Origin of the sequence: Synechococcus sp. N32, from assembly GCF_900473895.1 — a bacterium.
Lineage (GTDB): Bacteria > Cyanobacteriota > Cyanobacteriia > PCC-6307 > Cyanobiaceae > Parasynechococcus.
Genome location: NZ_UCND01000015.1, coordinates 1 through 12,037 on the forward strand (window position 1 = coordinate 1; position 12,037 = coordinate 12,037).

The 12,037-nt window shown below is 61.7% G+C and carries 14 protein-coding genes and 1 pseudogene; 6 read left to right on the forward strand and 9 right to left on the reverse strand.

Annotated elements, in window-relative coordinates:
• Positions 1-402, reverse strand: a pseudogene (locus DXY35_RS08360) (cobyric acid synthase CobQ); the annotation flags it as partial.
• 23 nt (positions 403-425) lie between these two features.
• Positions 426-869, reverse strand: a complete 444-nt coding sequence (locus DXY35_RS08365) for an Npun_F0494 family protein (protein ID WP_115081936.1) — start codon at positions 867-869, stop codon at positions 426-428.
• Between DXY35_RS08365 and DXY35_RS08370 the strand changes: the two genes are divergently transcribed.
• Positions 868-1,434 (forward strand): nucleoside triphosphate pyrophosphatase, encoded by a 567-nt coding sequence (locus DXY35_RS08370; protein ID WP_115081937.1) that lies wholly within the window; start codon positions 868-870, stop codon positions 1,432-1,434. The genes DXY35_RS08365 and DXY35_RS08370 overlap by 2 nt on opposite strands.
• Here the strand turns inward: DXY35_RS08370 and DXY35_RS08375 are convergent.
• Together DXY35_RS08375 and rpsD are read right to left on the reverse strand one after the other, a co-directional pair.
• A complete protein-coding gene (locus DXY35_RS08375; protein WP_244273037.1) occupies positions 1,431-2,051 on the reverse strand; it encodes a DUF4079 domain-containing protein in 621 nt (206 codons plus the stop codon). The genes DXY35_RS08370 and DXY35_RS08375 overlap by 4 nt on opposite strands.
• Before the next feature lie 60 nt (positions 2,052-2,111).
• The gene (gene rpsD, locus DXY35_RS08380) at positions 2,112-2,720 is read right to left on the reverse strand and encodes a 30S ribosomal protein S4 (protein WP_011363781.1); all 609 of its coding nucleotides are present in this window, start codon (positions 2,718-2,720) and stop codon (positions 2,112-2,114) included.
• A 76-nt stretch (positions 2,721-2,796) separates the two neighbouring features.
• On the opposite strand from rpsD, the gene yidD reads away from it, so the two are divergent.
• Genes yidD through DXY35_RS08395 form a run of 3 tightly spaced genes read left to right on the forward strand, consistent with a single transcriptional unit; the run spans position 2,797 to position 4,889 of the window.
• Positions 2,797-3,075: a membrane protein insertion efficiency factor YidD gene (gene yidD, locus DXY35_RS08385; RefSeq protein WP_115082450.1), complete on the forward strand. Its 279-nt coding sequence runs from the start codon at positions 2,797-2,799 to the stop codon at positions 3,073-3,075.
• Complete coding sequence (locus DXY35_RS08390; protein WP_115081938.1) at positions 3,075-3,347, forward strand: glutaredoxin family protein; 273 nt, start codon at positions 3,075-3,077, stop codon at positions 3,345-3,347. The genes yidD and DXY35_RS08390 overlap by 1 nt, the downstream gene beginning before the upstream one ends.
• A 36-nt stretch (positions 3,348-3,383) precedes the next feature.
• The gene (locus DXY35_RS08395; RefSeq protein ID WP_115081939.1) at positions 3,384-4,889 is read left to right on the forward strand and encodes a UDP-N-acetylmuramoyl-L-alanyl-D-glutamate--2,6-diaminopimelate ligase; all 1,506 of its coding nucleotides are present in this window, start codon (positions 3,384-3,386) and stop codon (positions 4,887-4,889) included.
• 34 nt (positions 4,890-4,923) lie between these two features.
• Here the strand turns inward: DXY35_RS08395 and DXY35_RS08400 are convergent, their stop codons facing one another.
• From DXY35_RS08400 to DXY35_RS08415, 4 genes are all read right to left on the reverse strand, one after another.
• Positions 4,924-6,090: an aminotransferase class V-fold PLP-dependent enzyme gene (locus DXY35_RS08400; RefSeq protein ID WP_115082451.1), complete on the reverse strand. Its 1,167-nt coding sequence runs from the start codon at positions 6,088-6,090 to the stop codon at positions 4,924-4,926.
• Between the two features lie 702 nt (positions 6,091-6,792).
• Entirely contained in the window at positions 6,793-7,515 is a 723-nt protein-coding gene (locus DXY35_RS08405) for a GAF domain-containing protein (protein WP_115081940.1), read from the reverse strand.
• 104 nt (positions 7,516-7,619) lie between these two features.
• On the reverse strand, positions 7,620-7,922 hold the full coding sequence (locus tag DXY35_RS08410) for a gamma-glutamylcyclotransferase (protein WP_115081941.1): 303 nt from the start codon (positions 7,920-7,922) through the stop codon (positions 7,620-7,622).
• Entirely contained in the window at positions 7,919-8,164 is a 246-nt protein-coding gene (locus DXY35_RS08415; RefSeq protein ID WP_011128549.1) for a NifU family protein, read from the reverse strand. Before DXY35_RS08415 ends, DXY35_RS08410 begins: the two co-directional genes overlap by 4 nt.
• 80 nt (positions 8,165-8,244) lie before the next feature.
• Between DXY35_RS08415 and DXY35_RS08420 the strand changes: the two genes are divergently transcribed.
• The gene (locus DXY35_RS08420) at positions 8,245-9,753 is read left to right on the forward strand and encodes a malate:quinone oxidoreductase (RefSeq protein ID WP_115081942.1); all 1,509 of its coding nucleotides are present in this window, start codon (positions 8,245-8,247) and stop codon (positions 9,751-9,753) included.
• Positions 9,754-9,756: 3 nt separating this feature from the next.
• On the opposite strand, the gene DXY35_RS08425 is transcribed toward DXY35_RS08420, so the two are convergent.
• A complete protein-coding gene (locus DXY35_RS08425) occupies positions 9,757-10,077 on the reverse strand; it encodes a multidrug efflux SMR transporter (RefSeq protein ID WP_136987605.1) in 321 nt (106 codons plus the stop codon).
• Between the two features lie 71 nt (positions 10,078-10,148).
• On the opposite strand from DXY35_RS08425, the gene lepA reads away from it, so the two are divergent.
• A complete protein-coding gene (gene lepA, locus DXY35_RS08430) occupies positions 10,149-11,969 on the forward strand; it encodes a translation elongation factor 4 (RefSeq protein WP_115081944.1) in 1,821 nt (606 codons plus the stop codon).
• Positions 11,970-12,037: the final 68 nt, after the last annotated feature.

The window sequence follows — 12,037 nt, forward strand, 5'->3', positions numbered from 1 at the left end:
GCTTCCCGCCCCCTCCAGCACCAGCCGGCCTTGCGGCCATTGCTGCTGGAGCTGCATCAGGCCGGTGCGGATCGCCTGCCAACCGGGGCGGAACCAGTCGCGGTAGTAGTGCTCGGCGCGGGCGATCCCCACGCTCTGGCCCCCATGGATCACCTCACTGGTGCTGTCTCCCCGGGGTTTCAGCAATACGGGGTTCATGGCGCAGCAGGGCTCAAGGCCCGCCGCCCAGGCCTGCATTGCCTGGGAGTAGGCCATTTCGCCGCCATCGGCATCCACCCAGGCGTTATTGCTCATGTTCTGGCCCTTGAAGGGCAGTGCCTGTTCCCCACGGCGTTGGAGCACCCGGCACAGTGCTGTCGTCATCAGCGATTTGCCGGCACCGCTGGAGGTGCCCAGCACCATCAGGGGTCGCGGCGTGGTGCCGGTCACAGCGGCCAGTGCCGACGCAGGCTGTGACGCAGACGCTCCAGCACCGGAATCGAACGCTGCAGCAGTGCGGGGTCGTCATCGAGCAGTTGGCGACCCAGGGGGGTGAGCCTGAAGCGGCTGGTCAGCCCCTGTCCATCCACTTCCCGGCGCAGCACGCCCACGCTGATCAGCCAACGCAGGTCGTCTTCGAGGGCTTCGCTGTTGCGGAACCAGCGTGTTTTGCGGCCGTAGCGGCTGGGTTCGTTCCAGAGGTCACCAGCATCCAATCCTTGCTGCTGAAGATCCCGGTAGAGGGCTTCAGAGAAGGGCAGGCATCCCATGGCCCGGCAAGCCCGGTCACGGCTGCGTCGATCCAGCAGGTCGGTGGGGTGAGCGATGGCGAAGCCTTCCGTCCCTGGCAGCCTACGGAGCGTTGTTCTGCGGTGTGTTCCCGTGCTCATGCTTGCTTCCGCCTCGCCAGCACGTCGCCGTTTGCTGGAGCAAGCGGGAATCCCGCATCAGGTGCGCGTCAGCGGTGTGGATGAAGACCAGATCCAGCATGCGGAGCCTGCAGAGCTGGTGAAATTGCTGGCTCAGGCCAAGGCCAAAGCTGTCGCCCAGACGCTTGATCCGGTGGGCGATGCCGAGATCACGGCTGTGCTGGGCTGTGATTCGGTGCTCAGTTTTGAAGGGCAGGTGTTCGGCAAGCCCTCAGGGCCAGCGGAGGCAATCGAGCGTTGGCAGCGGATGGCTGGCGGCTGCGGATCTCTGCTGACGGGCCATTGCCTGATCCGTCGCGGGCAATCTGAGCTGTTGGCCTGCGTGGAAACGGTGGTGCGCTTTGCCGCGCTCAGCCAGGCCGAGATCGAGGCCTATGTGGCCAGTGGAGAACCGCTGCAATGCGCTGGTGGGTTTGCCCTTGAGGGCCGCGGCGGCCTCTGCATCGATGGCTTGGATGGCTGTTACTCCAACGTGATCGGCCTGAGCCTTCCCTGGTTGCGTCAGCAGCTTTCGCCTTTGGCCTAATGCAGCAGCAGATTTCGCGTTCCCGAGATTGCTTGCATGGCCAGCAGCAAAGCCACCAGCAGATTGCTGCTGATGTGGATGCGCCTGGCCCTCACGGAATGACCAATCAAGGGCTGCAGCGCCGTTGAGCTCAGCAACAGGGCGCTGAGCAACATCCCCATCCAGAAGTGCGATTGCCAGAAGAGGGGGGTCCAGGGAACATCGCTGAACCGCTCCACGGCCGGTTGCAGCCCTAGCAGAAGCAAGCCGCCCGCACTGGCGACAGCCCAGAGAAAGCGCTGCCAGACCAGCCGGGTCGCCAGGAGGCGCCCGAAGCCGAACAACACGGCGCAGCCCGTAACGACCAGACCCAGGGGATGGCTGCTCCAGAGGCTGTGCCCCAGGCCGATCAACACCGCCACCAGCACTCCGCCGGTCACCCAGGCCCCATGCTGCGCATGCTCCACCGGCACCGTGTCGGCAATTGGGTTGATCTTGAGCCGCTTTTCCCGCGCCAGGATTCCCAGCCGGATCGTGGCGCCCACCACCGGGTAGACGAACAGGATCATCAACACGGGGTGGATCAATCCCAGCCAGTCGTGGCCGGTGAGCGACTGCAGTGCCTGGGGATCAGCCAAAAAAAAACGCAACCCTGAACCCAGGGTTGCGCATCGTGGGGTGTGAACTGCGGATCTGGATCAGACCTTGCGGGAGTAGTACTCCACCACCAGCAGTTCGTTGATTTCCAGGGCAACCCACTCGCGTTCGCAGCGGGCGGTGACCTTGGCGCTCAGCTTGGACTTGTCCAGCTCGAGGTGGCTGGGCACGTTGGCCAGACCGGGGAACTCGAGGTTGGCTTCAGCCAGCTTCTTGCTGCACTTGCGCTCGCGGATGGCGATCACATCGCCAGGCTTGCACTGGTAGCTGGCGATGTCGGTCACACGACCGTTCACGGTGACGTGGCCGTGGTTCACCAGCTGACGGGCGCCGGGCACGGTGGGACCGAAGCCGAGGCGGAAACAAACATTGTCGAGACGGTTCTCGAGCAGCTTGAGCAGGTTGGTTCCGGTGGAACCTTCCTGGGCGCGCGCTTTCTTCACGTAGCGCACGAGCTGACGCTCGGAGACGCCGTAGTTGAAGCGAAGCTTCTGCTTCTCTTCGAGACGGATCGCGTATTCAGAGCGCTTGCGACGGGCTTGGCCGTGCTGACCGGGGGGATAGGACCGTTTGGCGGCCTTCCGGGTGAGACCGGGGAGGTCTCCCAAGCGCCGCGTGATCCTCAGGCGAGGGCCGCGGTAACGAGACATAGGTGGGAAGGTGTGTGTTGAGATCGTGCGGTTGTTGGGCATGCTGGAACCGAAACAGCTCCAGGCATCTGCCGCGATGCACGAATCTGCCACTGTATCTGGCGGCCCGATGGCCAAGCTGCGACAGGCATTGAACCAGGCTCTGGCGGCTGTCCTCCTGGCAGGGATTGGGTTTTATCGGCGCTTCATCTCCCCGATAATCGGCCCCCGCTGCCGCTTCACGCCCACCTGCAGCGCCTATGGCCTGGAGGCCATCCAGAAGCATGGACCGTGGAAGGGGGGTTGGCTCACTGTGAAACGGCTTCTGCGCTGCCATCCCTTCACGCCCTGCGGCTGTGACCCGGTGCCCGATTGATGAAGCAGCTCACCCTCTACAGCCGCGCTGGTTGCTGCCTCTGTGAAGGTTTGGAATCCCGCTTGCGCGACCTCGATCTCTTGGGGCTCTCGATCGAGCTGGCGGTGATTGATATCGATGCGCAAGGCACCCCCCAGGAGCTGAAGGCGCGCTACGACCTCGAGGTGCCTGTGCTCGCGCTCGATGGCTCTGAGCTTCCGCGGGTTTCCCCGCGTCTCACGGGTGAGGGACTGTTGAATTGGTTGCAACGCTGTCTGTCCACAGCGCTCTGAACGGCTTAAAACTCCCCCAAGCTCAGGGGAGATGGGATGACGCAGGCGTTGCATGCCCTGTTGAGTGACGCAGGCATCGCAGTGCCGCCGGGCCTGGTGAACCCTGGGTTGGAGGCGATCACCACCGATTCCCGTCGCGTCGGCCCTGGAACCTTGTTTCTCGGTCTCCCGGGCGAACGGGTGGATGGAGGCAGCTTCTGGGCTCAAGCCCTTGAGGCCGGGGCCGCCGCTGCCGTGATTGGAGCTGAAGCCGCTGCTGCGCAACCTCCAGCTGCTGATGACCCCGTGGTGGTGATCCAGGAGCCGGTGGCGCGTCGGATCGGTGAGATCGCCGCGGCGTACTGGGATCACCCCTGCAGGCGCATGGCCCTGATTGGTGTGACCGGCACCAATGGCAAAACCACCACCACCCATTTGATCGAGCATCTGGCCGCTTCAGCAGGCCAATCGGTGGGCTTGTTCGGCACGTTGGTGAACCGCTGGCCGGGCCACAGCATCACGGCCACCCACACCACGGCCTTTGCCGATCTTCTGCAGGGGCAACTCGCCGAAGCCGCATCCGCCGGTTGCGGCCTGGCGGCGATGGAGGTGAGTTCCCATGCCCTGGCGCAACAGCGGGTGGCGGGCTGCCGCTTCGCGGGCGCCGTGTTCACCAACCTCACGCAGGACCACCTCGACTACCACGCCTCGATGGAGGACTACTTTGAGGCCAAGGCGTCGCTGTTTTCAGATCCTTTGTTGCTTGCCGACGGCGTGCGATCGGTGGTCAACAGCGATGACCCCTGGGGGGCGCGCCTGGCCGAACGGCTCGGGGCCTCCTGTTGGCGCAGCTCTCTTGAAGATCCATCGGCGGAGTTGTACATGAGCGACCTGCAGATGACGGCTGCTGGGGTGGAGGGTCGCTTGATCAGTCCTGTGGGCGAGGGTCGTTTCCGTTCGCCCTTGCTGGGTCGCTTCAATCTGATGAACCTGCTGCAGGCGGTGGGGGTGATGCTTCAGCAGCAGCTGCCCTTGCCGGTGCTGCTGGAGGCCATCGGCCGTTTCGGCGGAGTGCCCGGCCGGATGGAGCGGGTGATCCTGAACGGGGTGGATGCATCGAATTTGCCGCCGGTGCTGGTGGATTACGCCCACACTCCCGATGGCCTGGACAACGCGCTTTCGGCAGCACGTCCGTTCTGCACCGGGCGGCTGATCTGCGTGTTCGGTTGCGGTGGTGATCGGGATCGGGGGAAGCGTCCGCAGATGGCGGCGATTGCGGCACGCCTGGCTGACCGCGTGGTGGTCACCTCCGACAACCCCCGAACCGAGGATCCTCAGCAGATCCTGGATGACGTGGTGGCGGGGATTCCGGCGGGTAGCGATTTGCTTGTGGAGGGTGATCGAGCCAAGGCGATTGCCTCAGCCATTGCCGAAGCTGAGGCGAACGATCTGGTGCTGGTGGCCGGCAAGGGGCACGAGGACTACCAGATTCTTGGCACCGAAAAGGTGCACTTCGATGATCGCGAGGAGGCGGAACGCGCCCTGCTTTTGCGGTTGTCTTGAAGCAAGGTGCTCTGACGCGGTTGATCTGAGCCGATCAAAGGGTGCTGATTGCGGCCACCAAAGCGTTGATGTCGACGTCTGTGGTGGTGATGTGGGTGCAGGCCCTCAAGCAACTGGGGTCTGCCAGATCGCGAATCCACAGCCCCTGGGCCCCGAGCTGCTTCACATGCTCTGCAGGGGACACATCGCCAATGATCTGAAAGCTCACCAGTCCGCTGGCGGGCGGCACTTCCAGCAGGGGCTTGACGGCCTCCAGCCCCTGGAGTGCCCGCCAGAACTTGCCGCTGAGGCTTCGGATGTGGTCCCAGCGTTGCTGGGCTGATCCCGCATTCTCCAGCAGTTGCAGTGAACAGCGCAGGCCGGCCATCAGGGGAATGCAGCTGGTGGCCACCTCGAAGCGGCGGCTGTCGTGATGAAACAGATCAGTGCTGCTCAGATCCACCTTGCTTTCATCACGCAGGCTGCGCCAACCGATCACGGTTGGAGACGCCTCGGCCACCACACGCTCTGAAAGCGCCACGCCCCCAAGGCCTTCCGGTCCACAGGCCCACTTGTGCCCGGTGAAGGCATAGATGTCCGCTGCAGAAGCCGCGTCTTCGACGGGGATCTGTCCGAAGCTTTGGGCTGCATCCACCAACAGAAAAGGTTGTTGGGGGTGCTGATGGAGTTGCTTGGCGACGGCGGTAATCGGCATCACCTGGCCGGTGTTCCAGAGCAGATGGCTCAGCACCACCAGACGGGTTCGGGGGGTGAGGGTTTGGTCAATCGCCTCGACCACGGCGGCATCGCATTGGGTCTGATTACCCCGCAGTTGCTTCACCGGCAGCACATCGATGGCGAGGTTCTGGCGCCGGGCCAGTTCCACGCAGGCACTCACAACACCGGGATGCTCGCAATCGCCGATCAGCAGCCGGTCGCCTTCGGTCAAGGGCAACCCCCAGAGCGGCAGTACGCAGCCGCTGGTGACGTTTTCAGTGAGGGCAAGCCGGTGGGGCGGAACACCGCAGCACTGGGCCAGAAGGCGGCGGGTGCTGTTCACCTCTTTGGCGATGTAGGGCCAAACATTCGTTGTGAAAGGCCCCAGCTCCTGGATGCGTTCCCAGCTTGCTCTGATCGCCTCCAGAGATGGAGCGGGCAAAGGTCCTTGGCCGCCGTAGTTGAAGTAGGTCTTGTTCTGCAGGGCAGGGCAGAGGTCGCGCATGGTCACGGCAATGGCGTGAGCCAAAGGATCGGTGTCACCACGTTGGCAAGGCTGCGTTGCTTTTCAGGGACTTAGAGCTTTCGTCAACGACTCAGGACCACCTTTTTCTGAACTGTTTTTCAGCGGTTCGTTCCATCTGCCAACCCGACCAACGACGCCATTCGATCTCAGCTGCCGTGAGGCATTGATCGGCGAGCGATTCCTTTTGATTGTTGGTGGTGCCAAAGCGGATGGGGCAAGCAGGACCAGCGTTCACCTTGAGCTCCCGACCTGATTCAACCTTGTCGTGCAGGCTGAATGGATGGTGGTTGTGTTTGCTACCGAACCAAATTGATCAGTATTTCAACTCAGCTTGTCGTCCAATCTGTCGGTTTGGACGACATCAACTGGCTTTTAGGTAGACCTTGCGGCCATTGGCATCTACCCTGTAGCGGCCACCCCGTGGCCCGATGTGAATCACATCGGTGCTTGATGCATTGATCGGGGTTGGTGGCTCCAGAAGTTCGGGCTCATCCTCGGCGGGGGCTGGAACCTCAGGTGTTTGTGTCCTTAGGTGTGGTGCGGCCTTGAAGATATTCAGCCCGAGCTTGCGATACAGAAAATCTGCAATTCGCATGACGAATGACTGGAACTACCTTTAATTTTCCGGCGATGTCAAGGGTTCAGGGTGTTACGGATTCCAATCTTTCCACCTCAATCAGCTCAACTCTCGTTGTTCGACGATTCCGCGCGACTGAATTGCACGTCGGGAAAGTGCTCGCTCATGCAGTCTGGGCAGATGCCATGGCTGAAATTCAGCGTGCTGTGCTGCATCAGGAATCGTTCGATCGGCTGCCAGAACCCCTCGCTGTCGCGAATCGATTTGCAGTAGCTGCAGGTGGTGATTAAGCCTTGGGCTTGATGCATCTGACAGAACTCATCCATCAGGGCCAGGGATCGGCGTCTGAGTTCCAGAAGTGTGGTGGCCTGTTCCGCCAGGCCTTCCATCACCTTGTATTGCGAATTCGTGAGTGATTTGGGAATGCGATCAATCACGCAAAGCGTTCCAATGCGGTGGTTGATGTCTGTTTTCAGGGGGAAGCCCGCATAAAGCCGGATGTGGGGTTCTTCCTGAACGAGGGGGTTGTCGCGGAATTTCTCATCAAACAGCGCGTCCTCCACCACCAGAGGTTTCGAATCGAGGATCGTATGGGCACAGAAGGAGATATCCCGCTCGGTTTCGCTGGCCTCAAGGCCTACCTTCGATTTGAACCACTGACGTTTCTCGTCCACCAAGGAGATCAGGGCAATCGGAGATTGGCAGATCTCTGAGGCCATCCGGGTGATGTTGTCAAAGGCTTGTTCAGGCTTCGTTCCCAGAATTCGATATTCACTGAGTGATCTCAGCCTGGCTGCTTCGTTGATCGGTTTGGGTGCTGCCTGCATCGGCCCACCTCACTTGGTATGCCAATGGTCTAAGGCATCATTTTTTTGTTTTCTGTAAATGTGCAGTGCGAAAAATTTAGCTTTGTGGATTTTACTTTCTTCGATTAATTAATTCTTGGGGCTGCTTCATAGAGCCACGCGCTGCGGCCATCCCTGAGGGTCACGCTGCTGCGTTGATACACCTCAGGCACCTCCTCCCAATCATCCAAGGCGGGCCAACAAGGCTCGGGCACCCAATACACCTCTCCTGGAATGGCCTCATTACCTCTTTGCAGCATCGGGTAGCCCCGGTGCTGGATCTCGATGAAGCCGTCAACGATGCCGTCGCGGTCTCGTTGTGCGCCCTTCAGCAAGTGATGGGCGCTGCCGTTGCTTTTGAGTGATCCGTAGACGAAGAGGCGCTTCAGAGCACCTGCACCACTTCACTCACTTCGGGGATCGATTCGCGCATCTTGCGTTCGATGCCCATCTTCAAGGTCATCGTGCTGCTGGGGCAACTGCCGCAGGCTCCCTGCAGGCGCACCTTCACGATTGGGCCGTCCAGTTCCACCACTTCAACGTTGCCGCCGTCGGCCATCAGGAAGGGGCGCAGCTCATCCAGCACCTTCTCCACGTTCTCAAGCGTGAGGGCCATGGTTTCAGTGCTCATCGGGATGAACCAGACATCAAGACCCCAAGGTTACGGAGCGGCCCCATAGGGTGACGAGAGCGGTTAACCCTCCAGCTCCGGTGCAGCACGACGGTTCGTTCAACCCCGAGGCCCGTTACGACGCCGTGCTGGTGGGCGCCGGAATCATGAGCGCCACCCTGGCGGCGCTGCTGCACGAACTCGACCCGCAGCTGCGAATTCTTCTGGTGGAGCGGCTCGAAGCGCCTGCTCTGGAGAGCAGCGCTGCGGTGAACAACGCCGGCACCGGCCATGCCGCTAATTGCGAGCTGAATTACACCCCGATCCAGGCGGATGGCACCGTTGCGACGGCCAAAGCGGTGGCCATCAATGCTTCGTTTGAACGCAGCCTGGAGTTCTGGGGGTCGTTGCGGGAGCGGGGCGATCTCGACACCAGCAGCTTTCTCCACCAGGCGGCACACATAAGCGCCGTGTGGACGCCGGAGAACATCGCCTTTCTGCGTCAGCGCTACAGCCAGCTGAAGGAGCTGCCGGCCTTTGCGCGGATGCGCTGGAGCGAAGAGCAGAGCGAGCTCACCGAATGGATGCCCCTGGTGATGGCGGGCCGTGACCTCAAGCAGCCGGTGGCGGCCACCCGGATTGATCGGGGAACCGACGTGGATTTCGGAACTCTTACCCGGGCCTATCTGATGCCGTTGCAGCAGAGCGGAGCGCTCAGCGTGGAGTACGGCACCCAGGTGCACGACCTCAAACGTCTGCGCCGCAGCGACATGACCGAGGCCGACTGGCGCGTGGTGCTCAAGGGGCCCTCCGGCAAAAAAGAAGTGCGGGCTCCTTTCGTTTTCCTCGGTGCCGGGGGTGGTGCCCTGCCGCTGCTGCAACGCTCCGGCATTCCGGAGGCGGCTGATTTCGCGGGCTTCCCGGTGAGCGGCCTCTGGTTGGTCTGCGGTGATGCCCAGCTGGCCGACCGCCAGCGGGCCAAGGTCTACGGCAAGGCGGCGGTGGGAGCTCCACCGATGTCGGTGCCCCACCTCGACACCCGCTGGATCGATGGCAAGCGGTCGCTGTTGTTCGGCCCCTTTGCAGGCTTCAGCAGCAAGTTCCTCAAGCAGGGTTCACTGTTGGACCTCCCTGCTTCTGTGCGGGCCACCAATTTGCTGCCGATGCTGCAGGTGGGGGCCACCAATTTCGAACTGGTGCAGTATCTGATCAATCAGCTGCGCCAGAGCCCGGCGGAGCGGCATGAGGCGCTGCAGCAGTTCATGCCCACCGCCCGCGCCGACGACTGGACCCTCTCGGTGGCGGGCCAGAGGGTGCAGATCATCAAACGCAGCAAGCAGGGCGGACGGCTGCAGCTGGGAACCGAGGTGGTGGCCTCGGGTGATGGCTCCCTGGCGGCGCTGCTGGGGGCCTCCCCGGGAGCGAGCACAGCGGTGACGATCATGTTGGAGGTGCTGCAGCGCTGCTTTAAGCAACGGCTCGACAGCAACGCCTGGCAGCAACGGCTGCAAGCGCTGTTGCCCAGCATCCATGAAGACCCGCAGCAGGATAAGCAGGTGTTGAACCGGATGCGGGAACGCAGCGATGCCTTGCTGGGGCTCACCGCCTGAGCGTCATTCCCCCAGGTTCACCAACACTACTCCGGCTGTGATTAGGCCGATGCCGATCAACTGGGCTGGCTGCAGCATCTGGCTGTAGGCAAACCGGCCCACCAGCACGATCACAACAGTGCCGATGCCGCTCCAGAGGGCATACGTAATCCCCAGGGGGATGCTCAGCACCACCTTGGAGAGCAGGGCCATTGCAAGGGCGTAGGCGCTGAACACCAGCAGTGTGGGCAGCGGTCGGGTCATGCCCTCCGACAAGCGCAGGCAGGAGGTGCCGATCACCTCAGCGCTGATCGCCAGCAGCAGCAGGGTCCAGGGATTGCTCATGACCACTGGTGCCGCTCCTTAGGATTGTGGCAACGACGCTTTCTGGACCCGAGACGGGATTCCGCCGCTGCATGACCGACGCCCCCGTCTCACGGATCCGTAACTTCTGCATCATTGCCCACATCGACCACGGCAAGTCGACCCTGGCCGACCGCTTGCTGCAGGACACGGGCACCGTGGCCAACCGGGACATGCAGGATCAGTTCCTGGACAACATGGACCTGGAGCGGGAGCGAGGGATCACGATCAAGCTCCAGGCTGCCCGGATGAACTACACGGCGGCCGATGGCGAGGAGTACGTCCTCAACCTGATCGACACCCCGGGCCACGTGGACTTCTCCTACGAGGTGAGTCGCAGCCTTCAAGCCTGTGAAGGGGCTCTATTGGTGGTGGATGCCAGCCAGGGCGTGGAAGCCCAGACCCTGGCCAATGTGTATCTGGCGCTGGACAACGATCTCGAGATTATCCCGGTGCTCAACAAGATCGACCTGCCCGGTGCGGATCCGGATCGGATCAAGGAGGAAGTGGAGGCGATCATCGGCCTCGATTGCAGCAACGCCATCCCCTGCTCGGCCAAGACCGGCATGGGGGTGCCCGAGATCCTGCAAGCCGTGGTGGACCGGGTTCCGCCCCCGAAGGATGCGGTGGAGGAGCCCACCAAGGCGTTGATCTTCGATTCCTATTACGACCCTTACCGGGGCGTGATCGTCTACTTCCGGGTGATGAGCGGCCGGATCAACTGCAAAGACAAAGTGCTGTTGATGGCCAGCAAGAAGACCTATGAGCTCGATGAGATCGGGATCATGGCGCCGGATCAGACGAAGGTGGATGAGCTCCACGCCGGTGAGGTGGGCTACTTAGCCGCGTCGATCAAGGCCGTGGCTGATGCCCGTGTGGGCGACACGATCACCCTGGTGAATGCGCCGGCGGATGAGCCTTTGCCCGGTTACACCGAGGCCAAGCCGATGGTGTTCTGCGGCCTCTTCCCCACCGAAGCTGACCAGTACCCGGATCTGCGCGATGCGCTCGACAAGCTGCAGCTTTCGGATGCGGCGCTGAAGTATGAGCCGGAAACCAGCAGCGCCATGGGCTTCGGCTTCCGCTGCGGCTTCCTTGGCCTGCTGCACATGGAGATCGTGCAGGAGCGGCTCGAGCGCGAGTACGACCTTGATCTGATCGTCACCGCGCCATCGGTGATCTACAAGGTGAACATGATCGATGGCTCAGAGGTGATGGTGGACAACCCCGCCACGCTTCCGGATCCACAGAAGCGCGAGTCGATCGAAGAGCCCTACGTGCGCATGGAGATCTATGCGCCGAACGATTACAACGGCGCCTTAATGGGCCTCTGCCAGGAACGGCGGGGCGATTACATCGATATGAAGTACATCACCACCGATCGGGTGACGTTGATCTACGAATTACCGCTGGCGGAGGTGGTGACCGACTTCTTCGATCAGATGAAGACGCGCACCCAGGGCTATGCCTCGATGGAATACAGCCTGATCGGTTACCGCAAGAACCAACTTGTGCGGCTTGATGTGCTGATCAACGGCGAGCGGGCCGATGCCCTCACCACGATCGTCCATCAAGACAAGGCCTACAACGTGGGTAAAGCGTTGGTGGAAAAACTCAAGGAGCTGATTCCTCGCCAGCAGTTCAAGATTCCGATTCAGGCGTCGATCGGTAGCCGGATCATTGCTTCCACCAGCATCAGTGCCATCCGTAAAGATGTGCTCGCTAAGTGCTACGGCGGCGATATCTCACGCAAGAAGAAACTGCTGAAGAAGCAGGCCAAGGGCAAGAAACGGATGAAGGCCATGGGCAAGGTGGATGTGCCTCAGGAGGCCTTTATGGCGGTGCTCAAACTCAACGATGGTGGGGGGAGCTGATCTCTGCGGTGTGGTGTTTCAGCTGTTGTTCGCCGAAACCCGCCAAGGCGGCGCATTGGCTGAAGCCT